This window comes from Achromobacter sp. ISS7, assembly GCF_056523125.1.
Window position 1 is genome coordinate 2,633,693 of the sequence record NZ_JAWRZD010000001.1, and the last position, 23,029, is coordinate 2,656,721.

Annotated in this window: 19 protein-coding genes and 1 riboswitch; of the genes, 9 read left to right on the forward strand and 10 right to left on the reverse strand. The window is 69.6% G+C overall.

All coding sequences use genetic code 11. The features are described 5' to 3' along the window. Positions 1–9: 9 nt before the first annotated feature. Entirely contained in the window at positions 10–765 is a 756-nt protein-coding gene (locus AC1HFW_RS11845) for a SapC family protein (protein WP_061070803.1), read from the forward strand. Between the two features lie 87 nt (positions 766–852). Here the strand turns inward: AC1HFW_RS11845 and AC1HFW_RS11850 are convergent, their stop codons facing one another. From AC1HFW_RS11850 to AC1HFW_RS11860, 3 genes are all read right to left on the reverse strand, one after another. Then, on the reverse strand, positions 853–2,151 hold the full coding sequence (locus AC1HFW_RS11850; RefSeq protein ID WP_479283499.1) for an acyl-CoA thioester hydrolase/BAAT C-terminal domain-containing protein: 1,299 nt from the start codon (positions 2,149–2,151) through the stop codon (positions 853–855). A 9-nt stretch (positions 2,152–2,160) separates the two neighbouring features. Beyond that, entirely contained in the window at positions 2,161–3,153 is a 993-nt protein-coding gene (locus tag AC1HFW_RS11855; RefSeq protein ID WP_061070801.1) for a Bug family tripartite tricarboxylate transporter substrate binding protein, read from the reverse strand. 177 nt (positions 3,154–3,330) lie between these two features. Then, positions 3,331–4,230, reverse strand: coding sequence for a LysR substrate-binding domain-containing protein (locus AC1HFW_RS11860; RefSeq protein WP_479283501.1), 900 nt, complete (start codon positions 4,228–4,230; stop codon positions 3,331–3,333). A gap of 140 nt (positions 4,231–4,370) precedes the next feature. Here AC1HFW_RS11860 and AC1HFW_RS11865 point away from each other — a divergent pair, with 140 nt between their 5' ends. The 3 genes from AC1HFW_RS11865 (at position 4,371) to AC1HFW_RS11875 (ending at position 7,051) form a co-directional block, all read left to right on the forward strand. Beyond that, entirely contained in the window at positions 4,371–5,309 is a 939-nt protein-coding gene (locus AC1HFW_RS11865; protein ID WP_479283502.1) for a dihydrodipicolinate synthase family protein, read from the forward strand. A gap of 79 nt (positions 5,310–5,388) precedes the next feature. Further along, complete coding sequence (locus AC1HFW_RS11870; RefSeq protein ID WP_479283503.1) at positions 5,389–6,357, forward strand: Bug family tripartite tricarboxylate transporter substrate binding protein; 969 nt, start codon at positions 5,389–5,391, stop codon at positions 6,355–6,357. Further along, positions 6,347–7,051 (forward strand): SDR family NAD(P)-dependent oxidoreductase, encoded by a 705-nt coding sequence (locus AC1HFW_RS11875; protein WP_479283505.1) that lies wholly within the window; start codon positions 6,347–6,349, stop codon positions 7,049–7,051. The genes AC1HFW_RS11870 and AC1HFW_RS11875 overlap by 11 nt, the downstream gene beginning before the upstream one ends. A 34-nt stretch (positions 7,052–7,085) precedes the next feature. Here AC1HFW_RS11875 and AC1HFW_RS11880 read toward each other — a convergent pair whose 3' ends face one another. Beyond that, a complete protein-coding gene (locus AC1HFW_RS11880; protein WP_061070796.1) occupies positions 7,086–7,646 on the reverse strand; it encodes a DUF1415 domain-containing protein in 561 nt (186 codons plus the stop codon). A gap of 54 nt (positions 7,647–7,700) precedes the next feature. After that, positions 7,701–7,764: riboswitch (Fluoride riboswitch) on the forward strand. 142 nt (positions 7,765–7,906) lie between these two features. On the opposite strand from AC1HFW_RS11880, the gene crcB reads away from it, so the two are divergent. Further along, the gene (gene crcB, locus AC1HFW_RS11885; RefSeq protein ID WP_050813170.1) at positions 7,907–8,278 is read left to right on the forward strand and encodes a fluoride efflux transporter CrcB; all 372 of its coding nucleotides are present in this window, start codon (positions 7,907–7,909) and stop codon (positions 8,276–8,278) included. Between the two features lie 127 nt (positions 8,279–8,405). Here the strand turns inward: crcB and AC1HFW_RS11890 are convergent, their stop codons facing one another. Together AC1HFW_RS11890 and AC1HFW_RS11895 are read right to left on the reverse strand one after the other, a co-directional pair. Further along, positions 8,406–9,878 carry a M20 family metallopeptidase gene (locus AC1HFW_RS11890; RefSeq protein WP_006395746.1) on the reverse strand — a complete coding sequence of 491 codons (1,473 nt, stop codon included), beginning with the start codon at positions 9,876–9,878 and terminating at the stop codon, positions 8,406–8,408. A 48-nt stretch (positions 9,879–9,926) separates the two neighbouring features. Then, positions 9,927–10,844: a LysR family transcriptional regulator gene (locus AC1HFW_RS11895; RefSeq protein WP_116521161.1), complete on the reverse strand. Its 918-nt coding sequence runs from the start codon at positions 10,842–10,844 to the stop codon at positions 9,927–9,929. A gap of 113 nt (positions 10,845–10,957) precedes the next feature. Here AC1HFW_RS11895 and AC1HFW_RS11900 point away from each other — a divergent pair, with 113 nt between their 5' ends. Beyond that, positions 10,958–11,911: an alpha/beta hydrolase gene (locus AC1HFW_RS11900; RefSeq protein WP_479283507.1), complete on the forward strand. Its 954-nt coding sequence runs from the start codon at positions 10,958–10,960 to the stop codon at positions 11,909–11,911. An 18-nt stretch (positions 11,912–11,929) separates the two neighbouring features. Further along, complete coding sequence (locus AC1HFW_RS11905; RefSeq protein ID WP_198483437.1) at positions 11,930–12,916, forward strand: Bug family tripartite tricarboxylate transporter substrate binding protein; 987 nt, start codon at positions 11,930–11,932, stop codon at positions 12,914–12,916. Positions 12,917–12,971: 55 nt separating this feature from the next. On the opposite strand, the gene AC1HFW_RS11910 is transcribed toward AC1HFW_RS11905, so the two are convergent. Both AC1HFW_RS11910 and AC1HFW_RS11915 read right to left on the reverse strand, forming a co-directional pair. Then, complete coding sequence (locus tag AC1HFW_RS11910; RefSeq protein ID WP_479283509.1) at positions 12,972–14,330, reverse strand: ATP-binding protein; 1,359 nt, start codon at positions 14,328–14,330, stop codon at positions 12,972–12,974. Next, positions 14,327–14,995 carry a response regulator transcription factor gene (locus AC1HFW_RS11915; RefSeq protein WP_116521165.1) on the reverse strand — a complete coding sequence of 223 codons (669 nt, stop codon included), beginning with the start codon at positions 14,993–14,995 and terminating at the stop codon, positions 14,327–14,329. The genes AC1HFW_RS11910 and AC1HFW_RS11915 overlap by 4 nt, the downstream gene beginning before the upstream one ends. 141 nt (positions 14,996–15,136) lie before the next feature. Between AC1HFW_RS11915 and AC1HFW_RS11920 the strand changes: the two genes are divergently transcribed. Together AC1HFW_RS11920 and AC1HFW_RS11925 are read left to right on the forward strand one after the other, a co-directional pair. Further along, positions 15,137–15,901 carry a MipA/OmpV family protein gene (locus AC1HFW_RS11920; protein WP_006395752.1) on the forward strand — a complete coding sequence of 255 codons (765 nt, stop codon included), beginning with the start codon at positions 15,137–15,139 and terminating at the stop codon, positions 15,899–15,901. Between the two features lie 37 nt (positions 15,902–15,938). Continuing rightward, entirely contained in the window at positions 15,939–16,667 is a 729-nt protein-coding gene (locus AC1HFW_RS11925) for a substrate binding domain-containing protein (protein ID WP_479283514.1), read from the forward strand. 98 nt (positions 16,668–16,765) lie between these two features. On the opposite strand, the gene AC1HFW_RS11930 is transcribed toward AC1HFW_RS11925, so the two are convergent. Then, complete coding sequence (locus AC1HFW_RS11930; RefSeq protein WP_241069372.1) at positions 16,766–18,391, reverse strand: methyl-accepting chemotaxis protein; 1,626 nt, start codon at positions 18,389–18,391, stop codon at positions 16,766–16,768. 243 nt (positions 18,392–18,634) lie between these two features. Beyond that, positions 18,635–22,684 (reverse strand): phosphoribosylformylglycinamidine synthase, encoded by a 4,050-nt coding sequence (purL, locus tag AC1HFW_RS11935; RefSeq protein WP_479283517.1) that lies wholly within the window; start codon positions 22,682–22,684, stop codon positions 18,635–18,637. Positions 22,685–23,029: the final 345 nt, after the last annotated feature.

A 23,029-nucleotide genomic window follows, 5' to 3' on the forward strand; every position in this document is an offset into this window, starting at 1 on the left:
TCCGACATCATGACTACGCAGACTTCGCTTCCCCTGTTCTACGAACAACCCCGTCCGCTCGCCGCCGGCGTGCATGACAACCTGTCGCTGGCCAGCAATACGGGCTTCGGCTACGCCGCCAAGACCAACGCCGTGCCGCTGGTGGCCACCGAGCTGCCGACCGCGTGCCGCCACTTCCCCATCGTCTTCACCGATGGCGAGCAGCCCACGCCGGTCGCGGTGCTGGGCGTGCGGGGCGAGGAAAACCTGTTCGTCGACGCGCAGGGCCAATGGCGCGCCGGCACCTACATCCCGGCCTACGTGCGCCGCTATCCCTTCATCTTCATGGAAAACGAGGACCGCAGCCAGTTCACGCTGTGCGTCGACGAGAAGGCCGCCTCGGTGGTCGAAGGCCGCGACAATCCGTTCTTCGACGAAGCCGGCGAACCGACCGCGCTGGCCCGCAGCGCGCTGGAATTCTGCCGCGACTACCAGAACCAGCACGCCTACACGCTGGAGTTCGCGCGCGCCCTGGCCGATGCCGACCTGCTGATCGAGAACCGCGCCGACATCACCCTGGCCGACGGCCAGCGCCTGGCCATGTCCGGCTTCAAGGTGATCGACGAAGCCAAGTTCAACAAACTGCCGGAAGCGGAATTCCTGCGCTGGCGCGCCAACGGCTGGCTGCCGCTGGTCTATTGCCACCTGCTGTCGATCAACACCTGGCCCGCCCTGATCGATCAGGTGCAGCCGGCGGTCGCGGCCGAGGAAGCCGCCGAGGCGTGATTTTCCGATAAGCCGGCGGGCCGCCCCCCGCGCGCCGGCCCACCCCAAACACGGCCCCGCCGGCCTCGCCGGTCGGGGCCGTGCGCGTTACCGCCCTTGCCCGGCCGCCCGCGCCAGGAAGTCCAGCACCGCGCGGTAGGATCCTTCATTGCCGGCGGCATTGGCCGCCGGCGTGCCGCCCGCGTCCAGCAACAGCCCGGACATGGCGTGCGGCTTGCTGATCAGGGTGGCCGGCAGGCAGGGATAGTGCACGTGGTGCCCCGCCCCCTTGCACACATAGTGCGAGGTCGGCAGCCCGTGTGCCTCGCGTTGGCGCATGACGATCTCGGAATACGCGGTGCTGGGCCAGAAGCCGTCGTCCGACGCGCTGACCAGCAGGACCGGCCCGGGATAGCGCTCCACCGGGATGCGGGCGCGTTCGAACGCGGCGGCATCCCGGCTGGCGCTGAGGAAGGCGTGGGTCTGCCGGTACGGCGGATCCGAGGCGTAGGCGGCCTCCCAGTCGGCGCTGGCGTTGTCCTGCCACAGGTGCGGCAGCGGCTCGCCGGCCTTGCGCCAGACCTGCGCGTTGCGCCCAGTGCCCGGCTCGCCCGCGCTGACCACGCCGTGCGTCACCGGCGACGGCACGTAGGCCACCACCGCGCTCACCAGGTCGGGATAGTGCGACGCCACCAGCAACGACGTCTCGCCGCCGCGGCTGATGCCCGACAGCGCCACGAAACCGTCGCGCGGCTTGAGTTCGGCGCGGGCCCAGCGCAACGCGTGCTCGAAATACTCCAGCGGCAGGTCGTTCAGATACTTGGGCCGGCCGTCGTAGTTGAAGATGGCCAGCGCCAGGCACTGGTAGCCGCGGGCGGCGAACAGCGCGGCGCGCGGCGCGTTGACGCCGCCGGACGAGCCATTCATGTAGATCACCAACGGATGCGGGCCGGGGCCGGCGGGCGTGTAGAGCTCGCCCGACAGCGTCATACCGCCGACCTGCTCGCGCACGGCGCTGTGCGTCACGCCGTCAGCCACGAAGGTCTGCGTCAGCCGCGCGGTGGCCTCATGGCGGCCGTCGGTGGCGTGCAGGTCGATCACCAGCGGCTCGGCGCGATCCGGCGGAAACACCACGCGCTCCATCTCTTCGCAGGTCATCGACCACACCAGGCCCATGGCCGACGGCTCGGCATAGCTGCCGGACACCGGGCAGTCGCGCGCCAGGTCCAGGCTGCCGTCGTGGCCGGCCATGAACACCGCCTGCGAGCGCCACGGCACGCCGCACATGCGCATGCGCGCCGTGACGGTGACGAAGGCGTAGGCGGGGAAGCCGTCGATGCGGATCTCGCGCGGCACGTCGATCAGCGCCGTCTCGGGGCTGACGGTGATGCAGGCTTGTTCGGTCATGGCGCTTCCTCAGCCTTTCAGGTCGGTCTTGGGCACGTTGTTGGCGCGGATCACGCCGGCCCACATGGCGGACTCCTCGGCGATGACGCGGTCCAGGTCGGTCGAGGACGTGAACTCTACGGTCACCCCCTGCTCGGCGAACTGCCGCACCAGGCTGGGATCGCGCGTGCCCTCGCGCACCGCGTTCTCCAGCGTGGTGGCGACCGCCGCCGGCATCGCCGCCGGGCCCGAGATCATCATGCGGGTATACAGCTCGAAGCCGTCGACGCCGGCCTCCTTCATGGTCGGCACGTCGGGCAGGCTGGACAGGCGCTGGTCGGCCGTCACCGCCAGCACCTGCAGCTTGCCGGACTGGATGTTGGCCAGCGCCGAGGTCGGGAAATCGAAGGTGCTCTGCACCGTGCCCGCCATCAGGTCGAGCAGCGCCGGGCCGCTGCCCTTGTATGGCACGTCCTGGAACTGGGTGCCGGTCTTGGACTGGAAGTGCAGCAGCGCCAGGTGGTTGATGACGCCGCGCCCGGCATGGGCGCAGGTGATGTCGCCCGGCTTCTTCCTGGCCAGCGCGATGAACTCCTGCACGTTCTTGACGCCCAGCGCCGGATGCACGATCAGCAGCATCGGCGACTTGCCCATCGAGCCCAGCTGCTTGAAGTCCGAGGCCTGGTACGGCAGGTTGTTGTAGAGCAAGGGGTTGAGGATCATGCCGTTGGTGCCGGCAAAGCCCAGCGTGTAGCCATCGGGCTCGGCCCGCGCCACCGCCACGGTGGCGATGATGGCCTGGCCGCCCGGACGGTTCTCGACCACCACGTTGCCCTTGAGGATCTTGCCCATGCGCTCGGCCAGCGCGCGGGCGGCGATGTCGGTCAGGCCGCCGGGCGCGAAGCCGACCAGAAGGCGCACGGGGCGCGTGGGGAAATTGGCCTGGGCCTGGGCATGGCCCAGGCGAGGCAGCAGCGGCAGCGCGGCAAGCGCGCCCAGGGCGTGGCGACGGGTGAACGGCATAAGGCTCTCTCCAGACAGGCGCGCACGACGGCCGCGCGACAGGCGGCCGCGCGAGCCATGCGATGAACAAGGGGGAAGGAAGCACAGGCCGCCCGCCGAACGGCGGGGGGTCTCAATGACGGTATCTTGTATGCAATATGGCGTGGGGGCTATCTAGGGATATCCCGGGTCGGCGCCCTACCCCGCCGCGCGCGCCTCGGCCAGCCGCCACAGCTGCTCGGCCACGGCGGCCATGTCGGTCGGCTGCCGGAACAGGCAGATCTCCAGCGGGATGTCCCATTCCTGGCCGCCCGCCCGCACCAGCCTGCCCTGCGCCAGGTCGTCGTGCACCAGCATGTCGGGCAGCCACGCGACGCCGCGGCCCTGCACCGCCATGGTCCGCAGCAAGGTGGCGTGCGGGCCGACGAAAGTGGCGCGTATGCGTTCCTCGCCGATGTCCTTCTTGCGCAATTGGCTGGCCACGATGCGCCCCAGGCCCGAGGCCGGCCCGTAGGCCAGGAAATCCACGGCGCCCTCGCCCGCCAGGCGGTGCATCGGCTGGCCCGATCCGTCCGGCGCGCTGACCGGCACCAGCGTGTCCGCGCCCAGCCGCACCATCGGATAGGCGGTTTCATCCAGGCGGCTGGCCACCCGCGGATGCCGGTGGCACAGCAGGAACTGCACGCGGCGCTGCGCCATCAGGTCTTCGCAGGCCTGGAAGCTGTCGGACATCATCTGGATCGCGCCGACTTCCATGTCCGCTTCCAGGCCCGCCAGCCATTTCGGGAAGAAGGTCAGCGACAGCAGATGGGTCGCCGCGAAGCGCAGGCTGGCGGCATCCTGCGCATGGGCCGCCACCGCCTTGATGCGCGCGGCCTCCAGGTCGGCCAGCACCTGCTTGAGCAGCGGCAGGAAGCGGCGGCCGGCGGCGGTCAGTTCGGTGGGATGCGAGCTGCGGTCGCACAGGTCGGCGCCCACCCATTCCTCCAGCGCGCGGATGTGGCGGCTGAACGCGGGCTGCGCGATGGCGCGCGCTTCCGCGGCGCGCGAGAAGCCGCCGGTCTCGGCCAGCGACAGAAAGTCCTCCAGCCAGTTCATGTCCAGAGGTCGGTTTCCAGGTCCCATGATGGTTGCAGCGCAGCATAGATAATTCTATGCAATTCGAGTATTGGACGGCCCAAAGGGGATGCCGCAATCATAGCGGCCATTCCCCCACCGACAGGACCAGGAAAACACCCATGCCTTCGATCTCGAATTACCGCGGCATCATCCCCGCGATCTCCTGCCCGTTCACCGCCGACCACCGCATCGACGAGCCCGCCCTGCGCCGCCTGGCCAGCTGGCTGGCGGGCCACGACGGCGTGGTCGCCGTGATGACCAACGGCCACACCGGCGAAGTGTTTTCGCTGACGCCGGCCGAGCGCGCCGAGGTCACCCGCATCGTGGCCGACGAACTGCGCGGCAGGCTGCCGGTGATTTCGTCGATCGTGTGCGAAGGCATCGCCGACGCCGCCGAACATGCGCGCGCCGCGCGCGCCGCCGGCGCCGCCGCGCTGGACGTCATGCCGCCGCACCACTGGCTGCGCTTCGGCTTCACGCCCGGCCACACGCTGGCGTATTTCCAGGCGATCCACGAGGCCGCGCCCGACCTCGACCTGGTGTGCCACGTCTACCCGGCCTGGACGCGCGCGTCCTACTCGTCGAGCCTGCTGGCCGACCTGGCGCGGCTGCCGTACGTGCAGGCCTTCAAGGTCGGCCAGCGCGACATGAACAAATATGCGCGCGACATCCAGGCGCTGCGCGAGGCCGACGCCTCCAAGGCCATCCTCACCTGCCACGACGAGTACCTGCTGGCCTCGATGGTGCAGGACGTGGACGGCGCGCTAGTGGGCTTCGCCACCTTCATCCCGCAGCTCATCATCGACCTGTGGAACGCCGTCAAAGCCGGCGACCTCAAGCGCGCGCAGGCGGTGCAGGCGCTGATCACCCCGCTCAAGGACGCGGTCTACGGCGCTGGCGAACCCACCGGCGAAGCGCACGCCCGCATGAAGGCCGGCATGTACCTGGCCGGCGTATTGGAAAACGCCACCGTGCGTCCGCCCACCGAAGCCCCCGGCGCGGCCGACATGGACGCCCTGCGCAAGGCCCTGGCCAAGGCGGAACTGCTGGCGCGCTGACGCCCCATCGCGCGGCGGCCGAGGGGCGGGACAGCCCCCGGCCTTGCCGCGACGACATCAAAACGAGAGGAGACACATCATGCGGAAATCCATTCTGTTGCGCGCCGTGCTGGCCCTGTGCACGGCGCTTGGCGGCGGCGCGGCCCAGGCCGAGGCGGTCTATCCCGCGCGCCAGGTGCGGTTCGTGATTCCCTTTCCACCCGGCGGCACGCTGGACATGCTGGGCCGCGACGTGGCGCAGAAGCTGAGCGAACAGACCGGCCAGAGCTTCGTGGTGGAAAACCGTTCGGGCGGCAACGGCATCATCGGCGCCGACGTCGTGGCCCGGTCCCCGGCCGATGGCTATACCTTGCTTTTCAATGCCTCGACCTTCACCACGGCACCCATGACGATGAAGTCCGTGCCCTTCGACGTGGAGAAGAATTTCGTGCCGGTCGCCATGGCCGGCAAGGCGCCGCTGTCGGTCTCGGTCAAGAAGGACCTGCCCGTCTCCGACCTGGCCGGCCTGCTGGCCTACGCCAAGCAGAACCCGGGCCGGCTGACCTTTGCGGTCGGCTCGATCGGATCGGCCGGGCACCTGGCCACCGAACTGCTCAAGCGCCAGGGCGGCCTGGACTACATGGTCATCCCCTACCGCGGCACTTCGCCCGCGCTGCAGGACCTGGTGGGCGGGCGCATCGACGGCTTCATCGATCCGGTGCTGGGCGCCCTGTCGTACTACAAGGGCGGCATGCTCAAGATCCTGGCCGTCACGTCGGAAACGCGCCTGCCCAACCTGCCCGACGTGCCCACGGTGGGCGAAGTGCTGCCGGGCTATCAGTACTACAGCTGGTACGGCCTGTGGGCGCCGGCCGGCACCCCGGCGCCGATCGTCGAGAAGCTCAACGCCGAGGTCAACAAGGCCCTGTCCTCGGGCATGGCGGCCAAGTACGAACAACTGGGCGTGACGATCACGCCGATCACCACCGCCGAATTCGCGCGTTTCCAGAAGGACGACATGGCGCGCTCGCGCAAGATCATCGAAGAGGGCCACATCCATGTCGACTGATCCCATGCCGGGCCACGCGGTGGTCACCGGCGCCACCGGCGGCATCGGCCAGGCGATCGTGCAACGGTTGCTGGACACGGGCTGGCGCGTGACCGGCCTGGACCTCGGCGCCGCGGTCACGCGCCATGCCGCCTACCGGCATGTCACGGTCGACCTTTGCGACGACGCCGCCACCCGCCAGGCCCTGCGCGCCCTGGACGACGTCCGCGCGCTGGTGCATGCGGCCGGGCTGCTGCGGGTGGCGCCCCTGGCGCAGTCGGAATCCGCCGACGGTGAACTCATGTGGAAACTGCACGTCGATGCCGCGGTCCGGTTGACCCGGGACCTGGCGCCGGCGATGGTCGCGCAAGGCGGTGGCCGCGTGGTGCTGGTCGGCAGCCGCGTCGCGCAGGGCATGCCGGGGCGCGGCCAATACGCCGCGTCCAAGGCGGCACTGGTGGCGCTGGCGCGCAGTTGGGGCGCGGAACTGGCCGGCCAGGGCGTCACGGTGAACGTGGTGTCCCCGGCCGCCACGCAGACGAGCATGCTGGAAGACCCCGCGCGGGCCGCCAGTCCGGCCCGCATGCCGCCGATCGGCCGGCTGATACAGCCCGGCGAGATCGCGGCCCTGGTGGCGTTCCTGCTATCGGCCGAAGCGGCCGCCATCACCGGCCAGGACATCGCCATCTGCGGCGGGGCGTCTTTGCCGCGTTGATCCCCTGTCCGCGGGCGGCCGGCCGCGCCCGGTGTCAGGCGGGCTTGCTCATCAACCGCTTCCAGCCTTCCAGGCCCAGGCGCGTCAGCGTGTCGATGTTCTTCTCGTAGATCTCGGCGGCATCCGGGAACGACTCGACCGCGCGGTCGATGCTGTCTTCGCGCAGCAGGTGCAGGATGGGGTACGGCGAGCGGTTGGTGTAGTTCTCGATGTCGTCCGGTTGCGTGTCGGCGAACTGGAACTGCGGGTGGAACGTGGCCACCTGCAGCTCGCCCACCAGCCGCATGCGCTTGAGCAGGCGGTCCGACAGGTCCTCGAAGTCGTTGAACTCCAGGAAGTCGTCGAGCGCGTCGGGAATGATCAGCAGGGTGGTGTCGATCTTTTCGGGATCGGCCTCGGCCAGCAGCGCCAGCTCGTCCTGAAGGTCGGTCAACACGCCTTCGGCGTCGGTGGCATCGCTGACGGCAAAGCGGATCTGGTCCTTGACCTGGACCGCTTTGGCGAACGGACAGAGGTTCAGGCCGATCACGGCCTGGGTGAGCCAATGGCGGGTTTCGGCAACCACGTTGGCGTAAGCGTCTGAAGTGGAAATCATGGCGGGTAATCCTGGCAAAACGCGAGTATAGGCGACCGCTTCGCGCTAGAATGGAACGCAAATGGGAATGGAGCTTCCCAAAACCGCCGATCCGTCGGCTGATGGCTCCTGCTGATCCGGGCAACATGCCCGCAGCGGGAGTCGTCCGGACAAAACCCGCCGCGGCGGGTTTCTTGTTTTCGGGCCGCGTCGCTTGCGTCGGCCGGCCGTGGACAACACCCTTGCAGTTGCTCTCCGCTATTGTCCTCTGGAGAGACATCTTGAATCTATTGCTGGTATTCGTCGGCGGCGGCCTGGGTTCGGCCGCGCGCTACGGCATGAGCGTGGCCGCGCTGCGGCTGGGCTGGATCGCCTTCCCCTACGCGACGCTGGCCACCAACGTCATCGGCTGCTTCGTCATGGGGCTGATCACCGAATTGCTGGCGCTCAAGTTCTCGGTCTCGCAACCGACCCGGCTGTTCCTGACCACCGGCATCGTCGGCGGCTTCACCACGTTCTCGACCTTCGCGCTGGAAACCGCGCTGCACGTGGAGCAAGGCCGCATGGGCACGGCGGTGCTGTATGCGGGACTGTCGCTCGGGCTGGGGCTAGCGGCGCTGTTCGGGGCGATGGCGCTGGTGCGGGCACTGTGATGGTTGTGCGTGAAGTTCGATCCAGCGATGCGCGTGGCGTGCCCTCCTCGGCCCGATCGTCGGCAAGTCGTTCGACGTCATGAAAAAAGCCCGGCCAGGCCGGGCTTTTTTCATCTGGCCGCGCCGATCACGCCGTCGGCATCGCCGCCATGGTCTGCGCCACCGCGGCAGTGAGCTTCTTGCCGTAGGGCACGTGCAGGAACTCGTTGGGGCCGTGGGCGTTGGACTTGGGGCCCAGCACGCCGCAGACCATGAACTGCGCCTTGGGGAAGCCCTTCTGCAGCATGCTCATCAGCGGAATGGTGCCGCCCTGGCCGATGTAGCCGCAGGGCGCGCCATAGTATTGCTGCGAGGCGGCGTCCAGGGCCTGGGTCAGCCACGGCACCGAAGCCGGCGCGTTCCAGCCGGTGGCGGCGCCTTCGTTGGCCTTGAAGATGACCTTGGCGTTGTAGGGCGCGTCGGCTTCCAGCAGGGCCTTGATTTCCTCGGAGGCGGCGACGGCATCGATCAGCGGCGGCAAGCGCAGCGACAGCTTGAAGGCGGTGCGCGGACGCAGCACGTTGCCGGCGCTGGACAGCGGCGGCAGGCCTTCGGCGCCGGTCACCGACAGGGTCGGGCGCCAGGTGCGGTTCAGCAGGGCCTGTTCCGGATCCGTGGTCATGGGCAGCACGAAGCCGCCCTCGGCGCCGCAGCTCCAGGGGAAACGGCGCCAGACTTCGTCGCCCAGGATGCGGGCGGTGGCGTGCACCTGCTCGATGCGGTCGGCGGGAATCTCGCAGTGCAGGCTTTGCGGCAGCAGGCGGCCGGTGCCGCTGTCTTCCAGGCGGTCCAGCAGGTGGCGCAGGATGCGGAACGACGACGGCACCACGCCGCTGGAATCGCCCGAGTGCACGCCTTCGTCCAGCACCTGCACTTCCAGCGTGCCCGAGACCATGCCGCGCAGCGAGGTGGTCATCCACAGCTGGTCGTAGTTGCCGGCGCCCGAATCCAGGCACACCACCAGGGCCACGTTGCCGAGGCGGTCGCGCAACGCGTCGACGTAGGGCAGCAGGTCGTAGCTGCCGGATTCTTCACAGGTCTCGACGATGCCGACGCAGCGCGGGCGCGGAATGCCCTGCTTGTCCAGCGCCATGATGGCGGTGAGCGAGGCGTACACGGCGTAGCCGTCGTCGGCGCCGCCACGGCCGTAGAGCTTGCCGTCTTCGTACTTGGGGGTCCAGGGGCCCAGGCCGGCGCGCCAGCCCGAGAATTCCGGCTGCTTGTCCAGGTGGCCGTATAGCAGCACGGTGTCGCCGTTGTCGCTGCGGGTGGCGGGCGCGTCGAAGAAGATCACCGGGGTGCGGCCCGGCAGGCGCACCACTTCCAGCTTCAGGCCCGAGACCTTCTGGGCCTCGACCCACTGCGCCGCATCGCGCACCACGCGCTCGATGAACGCGTTCTTTTCCCAGTCGGCGTCGAACGCCGGGCTCTTGGCCGGGATGGCGATGTAGTCGGTCAGCGCGGGAATGATCTCGTTGTCCCACTTGTCGTCCACAAAAGCCTGCAGAGCCTTCGGATCGAGGGTAGGAGGAAGTGCGTCGTCGGGGATGCGTGCGTTCATGGCGCGGGATCCTGTGGTCGGGAAGCGGAATAATCCTCTATTTTATGCCTAGCGCGCCGCGTACGCCTCGATCCGGCTCCACACCTGGCGCGCCAGCGACTTGGCGTTGTCGACCGACTGGTACAGCCGGATCTCCATGTGGATGTCGTTGCGCGCGCTGTCGGCCCGCACCAGGGCGCCGGCGCGCAGGTCGGATTCGACCAGCGTGTGCGGCAGCCACGCCAGGCCGAAGCCCTGCCGGGCCATGGCGTGCAGCGCGTCGGCCAGGTCCGACTCGTACATGGTCTGCAGCTGCGCCGGCACGCACAAGCCGCGCAGGCGGTCGCGCAGGATGCGGCCCAGCGACATGCTGTCGGCATAGGCCAGGAACGGCACCGCCGGATCCGAGGCCAGCTTGGGCACGGCGTGGCGCGGATGGCGGCTGCCCGGCGCCAGCGGCACGCTCACCGCCACCAGCTTGTCAGCGCCGACCCGGCGAAAGCGGTAGTTGGGATTGTCGATCTGCGCGTACAGCGGCTCGTGCGCATGGCACAGCAGGAAATCGACCTCGCCGTCGGCCAGCATGTCGATGCCGTAGTTGAGCGTGGTGGTGACCACCTTCAGCTGGAACGGCTGCATGCCCTGCTGCACGTTGGCCATCAGTCCCGGCAACACCGAGTGCGCCAGCGTCTTGCCCGAGGCGATGGCGATGCGGCGGGTGCGTTCCAGCTCGGGCTTCTGCAGGCCCTGGCGCGTCTCGCGCAGGATGTCGAGCACGTCGATGGCGGCCGCCAGCACGCTGCGCCCGGCCGCGTTCAGCGTCGAGACCTGGTGGCCGCGCTCGACCAGCGGCACGCCGGCCCAGTCCTCCAGCGCCTTGATGCGGCGCCCGAAGGCCGGGTGCGTGACGTTGCGCGCCTCGGCCGCCTGGAACAGGTTGCGCGCCTTCGACAGGGCCACGAAGTCCTCGAGCCACTTGATATCCATGCCATCTCCACCGTCTTCTTGTATGGCTGTGCCGTATCGGCACAAGCCCTGCACATTTTGCACAAACCCGGCGGCTGTTACAACTAGTATTACGGCGTCCCCTGGAGATGCCGATGCCCGACGCCCCCGTCCTGTTGAAATCCCTGCGCAGCCACTTCCTGGGCGGCCGCGAGGTCGCGGCCGGCGGATTGCCGGTGCTGCGCAAGCAGGTGGTGGGCAACGGCGCCGCGCGCGCCGTCGATATGAACGGCAGCTACTGCGCCGGCCAGCTGTACGTGCAGGAATACCGCCTGGCCGAACCGCGCCACGCCCTTCCGGTGCTGCTGTGGCATGGCGGCGGCATGACCGGCGCGCAATGGGAAAGCACGCCCGACGGCCGCCAGGGCTGGCTCTGGCGGCTGCTGCAGTCGGGCTACGACGTGTTCGTGGCCGACGCGCCCGAGCGCGGCCGCGCGTCATGGGCGATGTATCCGCAGATCTATGACGCGGCGCCCATCTTCCGCTCCAAGGAAGAGGCCTGGCACCTGTTCCGCATTGGTCCGGCCGACGGCTACGCGCCCGCCGGCCAGCCGCGCCGCGCCTATCCGGCGCAGCAATTTCCCGACCAGGCGTTCGACACCTTCGCCAAGCAGTTCGTGCCGCGCTGGCTGGCGCACGACGCCATGGCGCTGGACGCCTACCGCCAGCTGCTCGACCTGGCCGGCCCCTGCATCGTCATCGGCCACAGCCAGGGCGGCGGCTACGCCACCCAGCTGGCGCGCGAGTACCCCGGCCCGATCCGCGCGGTGGTGGCGGTGGAACCCACCGGCACGCCCGAGCGCGTCGACGGCCCCCTGCCCCCGCAACTGCTGGTCTGGGGCGACCACTTCGACCACAACGACACCTGGCGGCGCTACCGCGCGCAGACGGACGCCTACTGGGACGCCCTGCGGCGGGCCGGCCGGCGCGCCGACCTGCTGGACCTGCCCGCCGCCGGCATCGCCGGCAATTCCCATTTCTGCATGCTGGACCGCAACAGCGACCGCATCGCCGAACTGATCGTCGACTGGCTCAATGGCCTCGACTAACCTTCGCCTGGAGACACCATGAAACTGACCAAAACCGCAATCGCCGTGGCGTTGCTGAGCGGCGCCTCGCTGATCGCGGGCGCGGCCTCGGCGCAGCAGGCCGACTACCCCAACAAGCCCGTGCGCCTGATCGTGCCGTTCGCACCCGGCGGCACCGCCGACATCATCGGCCGAGTGTTCGCCGCGCAGCTGGGCACCGAACTGGGCGCCACCGTGGTGGTCGAGAACAAGGCCGGCGCGGGCGGCTCGATCGGCACGCGCTACGTGGCCGACGCCGCGCCGGACGGCTACATCCTGCTGCTGGCCTCGTCCAGCACCCACGGCACCAACCCGGCGGTCTACAAGAACCTGACCTACGACGCGGTGCAGGATTTCACCGCCATCACGCAGCTGGTGACCGTGCCTGGCGTGCTGAGCGTGACCAAGGACTTCCCCGCCACCGACCTGAACGGCCTGATCGCCGCCGCCAAGGCCAACCCGGACAAGTACACCTACGCCTCGTCGGGCGCGGGCGGCCTGGGCAACCTGGCGATGGAGCTGATGAAGTCGATGACCGGCGCCAAGCTCATGCACATCGCCTACCGCGGCGCGGGCCCGGCCTTCACCGACGTCATCAGCGGCCAGGTCTCGATGATCTGGGAACCGGTGCCGGCCTCGCTGCCGTACATCAAGGGCGGCCAGATCCGTCCCATCGCCATCGCCGCCGACACGCGTTCGCCGGAGCTGCCGGACACGCCGACCTTCAAGGAAGCCGGCCTGCCGCGCTACGAAGCCAACGCCTGGAACGGCCTGCTGGCGCCCAAGGGCCTGCCGGCCGACGTGACGCAGAAGCTGCACGACGCCTCGGTCAAGGCGCTCAACAACCCCGAGGTCAAGGCCAAGATGGCCAGCCTGGGCGGCACGGTGGTGGCCGGCACCTCGGAAGCGTTCAAGAACGTGATCGCCAGCGACGTGAAGAAGTGGAAGAACGTGGCGGCCGACGCCAAGATCCAGCTGGATCAGTAAGCCACGCGCGCCACGGCGCGGGGTTCGCGGGCCGGCCATTCAGGCCGGCCCTTTTTCATGCCGCGGCAGCCGCGGGAAAGGTGACCACCAGGCCGACGCCGCGGCCGTTCAGGCCCGGCGAGAAGGCCACCACCGCGCCATGGCGCGCGGCGATCTGCGCCACCAGCGACAGCCCGATGCCGCTGCCGCCGCCACTGGCGCCCGGGGCGCGATAGAAGCGGTCGAACACCCGCGCGCGTTCGCCAGGCGCGATGCCGGGGCCGTCGTCGGCCACGCGCAGCCAGGCCCCGCCCTGCTCGCCCGGCCCGCAGGCCACGGCGATCTGCCCGCCCTCGGGGGTGTAGCGCAAGGCGTTGTCGAGCAGGTTGCGCACCAGCACGCCCAGCGTATCCATGCCGCCGCGCACGTCGCAGGCCCGCACCTCCAGCTGGATGCGCTGGCGCTTGCGCGCCGCGGCCGCCTCGCCGTCTCGCACCAGCAGCACCACCAGCGCGTCCAGCGACACGGTGTCGAGATCGGCGCGGGTTTCGCTGACGGCGTCCATGCGGGCCTGGTCCAGCAATTGTTCAGCCAGGCGCGCGGTACGCTGCGCCACCGCGCGCAGCTGGGCCGCGGCGTCGGCGGCCGGCGTGTCGGCGATGCGTTGCGACAGCAGCTCGGTCTGGGCGCTGAGCGCGGCCAGCGGCGTGCGCAGTTCGTGCGCCGCGTCGGCCAGGAAACGCCGCTCGTGGTCCATGGCGGCCTGCAGCCGCACCAGCAAGGTGTTGATGGAGCGCACGAACGGATGCAACTCGCCGGGCAGGCCGTCCAATGGCAAGGGCGCCAGGTCGAACGGCGCGCGGTGCTGGATCGCGTCGCCGGCCTGGTCGACGGGGCGGAACGCCAGCCGCACCACGATCCAGGTCGCCGCCGCCAGCAGCAGGAACAGCGCCGACACGATGAGCAGGCCGCGCTTGAAGGCCGCCAGCGCCTCGGCCCGCAGGTCGCTGTCGGCCCGCGCCAGCTGCACCTGCACCTGGCCGGAGGCGTCGCTGAGCGAATACACGCGCCAGGTGTCGCCGCCGATCACGCTGTCGCGAAAGCCGTCCTCGAACTCCGGATTGAGCGGCTGGCGCGGCGCCTCGGGCGAACGCAGCGCCAGGCGGCGGTCGGGTCTGGACCAGATCTGCACGGTGGTGCGCTCGCCGCGGAAATGGCTGGAAGGCGGCAGTTCGAAGCGCTCGTCCGGGCGCTCTTCGAGCAGGCTGCGCCGCAGCGACAGGATGGTCTGGTTGGCCGAGTCCACCAGCGCCTGGTCGCGGATGCCGGTGCGCGCCTCGGTCATGGCGTGCTGCTGGCACATGAACACCGCCGCCCAGGTCAACAGCAGCGTCAGCAGCAAGGTGACGGTCAGGCGCTTGCGCAGGGTCTTCATGCCGCTTCCGCCGCCGCGATGCGATAACCCAGGCCATGCACGGTGGCCACCAGGTCGTCGCCGAGCTTGCGCCGCAATTGATGCACGTACACCGCCACGGTGTTGCTCTCGATGGTGCCGCTGCCGCCATAGACGGCGGCCTCCAGTTGCTCGCGGCTGACGGTCTGGCCGGCGCGCTCCATCAGCGCCAGCAAGGTGCGGTATTCGCTGGCGCTGAGCACCACTTCGGCGCCGGCCCGCGTCACCACGCGCCGCGCCGGATCCAGCTGCACGTCGCGGCAGCGCAGGACGGACACCACCGAATTGCGGCTGCGGCGCACGACCGCCCGCAGCCGCGCCTGCAGCTCGTCCAGCTGGAAGGGCTTGACGATGTAGTCGTCGGCGCCCGCGTCCAGCCCCTGGATCCGTTCGCTGAGGCGGTCGCGCGCGGTGATGATGAGCACCGGCGTCGCGTCATAGCGCGAACGCAGGTGCTTGAGCACCGTCAGTCCGCTGCCGCCCGGCAGCCCCAGGTCCAGCAGCACGGCGCCGTAGCCGTGCTCGACCAGCGCCAGGCGGGCCTCGGCCACGTCGCGCACCCAATCGACGCGCATGCCCGCGCGCGCCAGGCTGGCGCGCAAGGCATCCCCCAGCATGGCGTCATCTTCCACCAGCAGAACTTGCAAGAACGCTCCCGGACTATCCATGGGGCGGCATTGTGCCGGCCTGGATTTAAAGAATTTTTAAAAGCCCGCTCCGACAATGGGCGCCTTACCGCGTACCGGCATTCGCCGCGCGCGGGCTTCACGACAAAGGAAATCCCCGCAATGAAGCTGGCTATGTTAGCAACTGGCGCCGCCGCCCTGGCCTGTCTCGCAGGCACGGCGCAGGCCCAACAATCCGGCACCAATTTCATCGGCCTGGGCGTCGGCTACGTGCCGGTGTACGAAGGCTCGCGCGAGTACCGCGCCCTGCCCGTGCCGCTGATCAACTACCATTCCGGCAACTTCTTCATCTCGCCGCGCGCCGGCCTGCCGGCGCTGGGCCTGCAGACCACGCTGGCGCCCGACTGGAAGGCGGGCGTGTTCCTGGGCATGGGGCTGGGCCGCGACTCCAGCGACGCCGACCGCACCAAGGGCCTGGACGACATCGACTTCCACGGCACCTACGGCGCCTTCGTCGAATGGGCGCCCGGCCCCCTGTCGCTGGGCGCCGCCTACCGCCAGGCCGCGCGCAGCGGCTACGGCGGCACGCTCGAACTGCGCGCCACCTACGCCGCCTGGCAGGACGGCGCCAACCGCGTCAACGTCGGCGCCAGCACGCAATGGGCCAGCCATGATTCCATGCAGACCTGGTACGGCGTCACGTCCTCGCAGGCCGCCAGCAGCCGCGCCGGTCTGTCGACCTACTCGCCGGGGTCGGGCTTCAAGTCGGCGGCGCTGTTCGCCAGCTGGTCGTACCGCATCAACCCCAGCTGGAGCACCATCACCACGGTCGGCGTGAACACGCTGCTGGGCGACGCGCGCGACAGCCCGCTGACCGAGCGCCGCACCAACATGTTCGGCAGCGTCGGCGTGGTCTACGCCTTCTGAGCGGCCCAGGCCGCGCCTCTTCCCGGGAATCGGCTCGATGAAACCGCCACACGGCCAGGAAGGGTTCGCCGACGTCGCCAGCGCCCACCGTCTCGGCCGCGCCGCGGCGGCGCTGGGCATTCCCCTGTCCGCGCCGCCGCGTCCGCAACGATCGGCGGCCGGCAGCGCCGGGCTGCTGCGCGTGACCCTGCCCGACACCCGGGTGCAGCGGGTCCTGGCCCCGGCGCTGGCGGCCTTCGCGGCGCGCCATCCCGGCGTGCGCTTCCAATTGAGCACGAAACGGGCCGACCCGGGGGACCTGGCGCGGTACCGCCGCGACCTGACGATCCGGCTGGAACCGCCCACCGATCCTTCCTGGGTGGCGCACCGCCTGGGCGCCCTGCGGGCCCGCCTGTATGCCGCCCCCGAGTATCTGGCGCGGCGGCCGGCGCCCGAACGCCCGAGCGACCTGGCGGCGCACGACTGCATCGGCGTGCATGCCGATGACAACGGCGCCCCCGCGCGCTGGCAACTGCGGCGCGGCCAGGATCGCGCCGTCGTCATGACGCGCGAACGCTATTGCGTGGATGATCCCGAGATGGCGTGGCAGCTGGCCGCGCGCGGCGCCGGCATCGCGCCGCTGCGCGACGCCGCGCCCGGACTGGTCGCGGTGCTGCCGGATTGGGAACTGGAGCCGGTGACGCTGTATGCCTTGACGGAAACGCCCCGGCTGCCGGCGCGCATCCGCGCCTTGATAGAACACCTGACCCGGGCGCTGGCGGCCTGATCGCGACGGCGGCGGGCCTCGCCCGCCATGACGGCGCGCGGCGCGGGACGCGAAGGCGCCCGTCCGCCTCGGCCGGCGAAGCCGGGATCAGGCAGCGATCAGGCGCCGATCAGCGCCGGCTCGCCGCCGCGGCCCAGGGCCGGCGCCTCGACGTCGATCACGCGGCCCGTCTGCAGCTTGAACACCGCCACCGCTTCGCGCAGGCTTTGCGCCTGGGCTTCCAGCGAAGCGGCCGACGCGGCGGCCTGTTCGACCAGCGCGGCGTTCTGCTGCGTCACGCTGTCCATCTGCGACACCGCCTGGTTGACCTGCTCGATGCCCTGCGACTGCTCTTCGGAAGCGCTGGAGATTTCGTTGATGATGTCCGTCACGCGGCGCACCGAGGTCACGATCTCCTGCATGGTGGCGCCGGCCGCTTCGACCTGGTCGGAACCGATCGAGACCTTCTGCACCGAGTCGTCGATCAGGCCCTTGATCTCCTTGGCGGCCTGGCCGCTGCGCTGCGCCAGCGCGCGCACTTCGCTCGCCACCACCGCGAAGCCCTTGCCCTGCTCGCCGGCGCGGGCCGCTTCCACCGCCGCGTTCAACGCCAGGATGTTGGTCTGGAAGGCGATGCCGTCGATCACGCCGACGATGTCGGCGATGCGGTTGGAGCTGTCGGCGATGGCGCGCATGGTGCCCACCACGTCACCCACCGCCTGGCCGCCACGGGTGGCCACATCGGACGCCGCCGTCGCCAGTTGCGAGGCGCTGCGCGAGCTGTCGGCATTGTTCTTCACGGTGGACGACAGTTCGTCCATGCTGGCGGCGGTTTCCTCCAGCGAGGCGGCCTGCTGCTCGGTGCGCGAGGACAGGTCGATGTTGCCCGCCGCGATCTCGCGCGAACCGGTGTGGATCTCTTCCACGCCCTGGCGCACGGCGGCCACGGTGCGCGCCAGGCTATCCTGCATGCGCTTGACGGCGGCGTAGAGCACGCCGATCTCGTTGTTGCCGCGCTGCTCGATGCGGTTGGTCAGGTCGCCGCCGGCGATGCGGTCGAACAGGCGGCCGGCCTCGTGCAGCGGCCGGAACACCGAACGCGCGAACACCGCGTACAGGCCCACCACCAGCACCGCCACCACCACCAGCAGGCCGATCAGGAAGGCGATGGCGCCATTGATGCGGGTGTTGGCCTCGCGCGCCACGCGCTGGCCGACCTCGTCGGCGTAATCGACATACTTCTGGATCGCCTGGGTGAAGGCGATGCCCAGCGGCGTGACCTTCTCCAGGTTCAGGCGGCTGGCGTCCTGCGCCTTGCCGGCGCGGATCGCGGCGACCATCGGCGCGATCGCGTCGCGCTGGTAGACCTCATAGGCGGCCAGCGCCTCGTCGAACAGCGGCTTGCCCGCGGGCGAGGTCTCGGGATTCTGGCGCGCGCTCTGGATCAGGTCGGCGGCCTTCTTGGTGTAGCCGTCCAGCCGTTGCATGCTGGCCAGGTTGTCGATGCTCTTGCCTTCCAGCAAGGTGGTCTGGGCCGCCAGCAGCACCAGGCGGGCGCGCAGCAGTTCGGAGCCGGCGTCGTCCACGGCGTTGGCGCGCACCAGGTTGGTATCCAGCATGACCTCGATGGAGGTGCGGTTGGAGGTCAGCTGCTGATAGACGGCGATGCCGGTCACCAGGAAAAGGGCGAAAAAAATACAGAGCGCGGTCGTCAGGACGGCGCGGATACTCAGGTTCTTGAACATGGGGAGGGGGCCACTCGGGGTTTGCGGAGGGCAGCCTTGGGCGGCTGTCCCTCTGTTTACGGCTTATTGCAATGAAAAGTTAAATATCTCATTGGGTTACAATCGACGATTACCCTCGTTAGCGGGTCGTGGCCGCCGCGCCCTGCCGGCGTGCAAAAAAAACCCCACCGGAATCGGTGGGGCTTTTTTGCATCAAGCCGGCAAGAATGGCCGCCTCGCGAAGCGCGCAGCGTGGGGGCCCTTCTATTTCAGCCAGGCACGCGCATTGCGGAAAATGCGCATCCACGGGCTGAACTGGCCGCCGCTGTCGGCGTTGCCCCACTTCTCGGGCGCCCACGACATCATGACGTTGCGGGTCACGCGTTCCGGGTGCGGCATCATCACGGTGAAGCGGCCGTCGGCGGTGGTGACGGACGTCAGGCCGCCGGGGCTGCCGTTCGGGTTGAACGGATAGGCCTCGGTGGCGTTGCCGCGGTTGTCGATGTAGCGCGCCGCCGTCAGCACGCGGCCGGCGTCGCCCTGCTGCGAGAAGTCGGCATAGCCTTCGCCGTGCGCCACGGCGACCGGGATGCGGGCGCCTTCCATGCCGGCAAAGAAGATCGACGGCGACTTGGCCAGCTCGACCAGCGACAGGCGCGCCTCGTACTTCTCCGACAGGTTGCGGGTGAAGCGCGGCCAGTGCTCGGCGCCCGGGATCATCGGAGCCAGCGCGGCCATCATCTGGCAGCCGTTGCACACGCCCAGCGCGAAGGTGTCGGGACGAGCGAAGTACGCCGCGAACTGATCCGACAGCTTGCTATTGAAGCGGATGGTGCGGGCCCAGCCCTCGCCGGCGCCCAGCACGTCGCCGTAGCTGAAGCCGCCCACGGCCACCAGACCCTGCACCTGCGCCAGGTCGACGCGGCCCGACAGCAGGTCGGTCATGTGCACGTCGACCGCGTCGAAGCCGGCGGTGTCGAAGGCCCAGCCCATTTCCACCTGGCTGTTGCAGCCCTGCTCGCGCAGGATCGCCACGCGCGGACGCTTGCCGCTGTTGATGAACGGCGCGGCCACGTCTTCCTGCGGGTCGAAGGCCACGTTGGGGCTCATGCCCGGGTCCTGCGTGTCGTTCCAGACATCCAGCTCGGCCTGGGCGCACGCGGGGTTGTCGCGGCGCGCCATGATGCGGTAGGACACTTCGCTCCAGGCGCGGCCGAGGTCGGCGCGCGGCTGGCCCCAGACCTTCTTGCCGTCGCGGTAGAACTCGACCTCGTCGCCGCCGTTCAGGCCGCCGATGACGTGCGAGTGGGCCGACAGGCCGGCGCCGCGCAGCACCTGCATGACGGCATCGCGCTGGGCGGCCGGCACCTGGATGACGGCGCCGGCTTCTTCCGCGAACAGCGCCTTGAGCGTCAGCTCGTCGCGCTGCACCGCCACCTGTTCCGGACGGATCTTGTAGTCGCCCCAATCGGCCGATTGCGGGTCGAAGGTCAGCATGTCCAGGTTGACCGAGATGCCGGTGCGGCCGGCGAAGGCCATTTCGACCAGGGTGGCGAACAGGCCGCCGTCCGAACGGTCGTGGTAGGCCAGGATCGTGCCGGCCTCGGCCAGGGTGCGGATGGTGATGAAGAAGGCGCGCAGGGCTTCCGGCGAATCGATGTCCGGCACGGTCTCGCCGACCTGGTTGTAGGTCTGCGCCAGGATCGAGCCGCCCATGCGGTGCAGGCCGCGGCCCAGGTCGACCAGGATCAGCACGCTGTCGCCGGCGTCGGTGCGCAATTGCGGCGTGAGGCTGGCGCGCACGTCGCCCACCGGCGCGAAGGCCGTGACGATCAGCGACACCGGCGCCACCACCTGGCGCTGCTCGCCGTCCTGTTCCCAGGAAGTCTTCATGGACAGGGAATCCTTGCCCACCGGGATCGACAGGCCGGCGGCCTGGCACAGCTCGCTGACGGCCGACACGGTGTCGTACAGCGCGGCATCCTGGCCGTCGACGCCGCAGGCGGCCATCCAGTTGGCGGACAGCTTGATGTCTTCCAGGCGCGCCACGTCGGCGGCGGCCAGGTTGGTCAGGGCCTCGGCCACGGCCATGCGGCCGGAGGCCGGCGCGTTCAGCATGGCGATCGGGGTGCGTTCGCCCATGGCCATGGCTTCGCCGCGGAAGCCCTGGTAGTCAGCCAGGGTGACGGCGCAGTCGGCCACCGGCACCTGCCACGGGCCGACCATCTGGTCGCGGCTGGAGAGGCCGCCGACGGTGCGGTCGCCGATGGTGATGAGGAACGACTTGTTGGCCACGGTGGGGTGGCGCAGCACGCGGTAGGCGGCTTCGGTCAGGTCGATGCCGGCCAGGTCGAGCGGCTCGGACACGCCGGGCAGGCGGCGCACGTCGCGCGTCATGCGCGGCGGCTTGCCCAGGATGACGTCGATCGGCACGTCGACCGGGCGCACTTCGGCCTCGCCTTGCGCACGGATCGTGTCCAGGCCGGGCAGGCCCTCGCCATCGACCACGCGCAACTGGCGCTCTTCGGTGGCCACGCCCACCACCGCGTAGGGGCAGCGTTCGCGGCGGGCGATGGCGTCGAAGCGTTCCAGGTCCTGCGGCAGGATCGACAGGACGTAGCGTTCCTGCGATTCATTGCTCCAGATCTCGGCGGGCGACAGGCCGGATTCTTCCAGCGGCACGCGCTTGAGGTCGAAGATGGCGCCGCGGCCGGCGTCGTTCACCAGTTCCGGGAAGGCGTTGGACAGGCCGCCCGCGCCGACGTCGTGGATGGCGATGATCGGGTTGTTCTCGGCCTGCTGCCAGCAGCGGTCGATGACTTCCTGGGCGCGGCGTTCCAGTTCGGGGTTGCCGCGCTGGACCGAATCGAAGTCCAGTTCAGCCGAGTTGCTGCCCATGCTGATGCTGGAGGCGGCGCCGCCGCCCATGCCGATGCGGAAACCCGGGCCGCCCAGCTGGATCAGCAGCGCGCCGGGGGGAATCACGTCCTTGTGGGTCAGGCCGGCGTCGATGCTGCCCAGGCCGCCCGCGATCATGATGGGCTTGTGGTAGCCCCAGCGCGTGCCGCCGGCGGTCTGCTCGAACGAACGGAAATAGCCCAGCAGGTTGGGACGGCCGAATTCGTTGTTGAAGGCGGCGCCGCCGATGGGGCCGTCGATCATGATGGACAGCGGCGAGGCGATGCGGTCCGGCAGGCCGTGGTGGTCGGCTTCCCAGGGCTGCGTGGCGTCGTCGAAGCGCAGGTGCGAGACGGTGAAGCCGGTCAGACCGGCCTTGGGCTTGGAGCCGCGGCCGGTGGCGCCTTCGTCGCGGATTTCACCGCCGGCGCCGGTCGAGGCGCCGGGGAACGGCGCGATCGCGGTCGGGTGGTTGTGCGTCTCGACCTTCATCAGGGTGTGCACGGTGGTGTCGCGGCGGATGTACTTGGCGCCGTCGACGCCCTCGCCGGTCACGCCAGGCACGCCGGCCTGGAAGCGCTGCGCCGGGCCGCCGGCCATGATGGCGGCGTTGTCCGAGTACGCGACCACGGTGCCTTCGGGCTGGGCCTTGTGGGTGGCGCGGATCATGCCGAACAGCGTGTTGGGCTGTTCCTGGCCGTCGATCACCCACTGGGCGTTGAAGATCTTGTGGCGGCAGTGTTCGCTGTTGGCCTGCGCGAACATCATCAGTTCGACGTCGGTGGGATCGCGGCCCAGGTCGGTGAACGACTGGGCCAGGTATTCGATCTCGTCGTCCGACAGGGCCAGGCCCAGGCTGACGTTGGCCTCGACCAGCGCGGCGGCGCCACGCGCCTGCACGTCGACGGTGCGCATCGGCTTGCCGGCCAGCGGCTGGAACAGCGCCTGGCCGTCGAAGCCGGCGTCGACCACGGTTTCGGTCATGCGGTCGTGCAGGCAGTCGGCCGCGCGCGCCAGCATGTCGGCGTCGAACGACTTGGCGCCCAGCAGGCCGCGTTCGGGGGTGATGACGTAGCGCACGCCGCGTTCGATGCGGTGCACGGCCGACAGGCCACAGTTGTGGGCGATGTCGGTGGCCTTGCTGGCCCACGGCGAGATCGTGCCCAGGCGCGGGATCACCAGCAGCGCCAGGCTCTTGGCCGGCGCTTCGCCGGTGGCGGGCGTGCCGTAGTCCAGCAGTTGGGTCAGGTGCTGCTGCTGCTCGGCCGTCAGGGCGGCGTCGGTGCTGACGAAGTGCTCGTAGCGGGCGGAAATGTCGGCCACCGGCAGGCCGGCTTCCTTCAATTGCGCCAGCAGGCGGTCACGACGAAAGGAGGACAGGACGGAGGAACCAGGCAGATGCTGAACAAGGGACACGATGCGGGCGCCGTATAAGGAAGGAAGCAAAACGAGGATTTTACCCCGCTTGGCGGGTTTTCCCGGACGGAAGCACACCCGTGTCCCGATCTGGCCCGAATTCGTCCTGCTTCGGCCATTGTTACAAAAGAATTCCGCGACACAACGCCCGGCCTGCTGCACAGCAATATGGCGCCCAAATCCCTGCCGCCGTCGCGGGTTATGAGCCGTGGCGACCGGGCCCGCGCGGCTGGCGTATTGCGACGCACCATGTTGCACCCATACCGCAGCGCGGGAAAACACGAACACCCACCCTCTCGCCCCGACGGTAGGATGCAGCGACCTCATACCTGGAAAGCGCCCGCC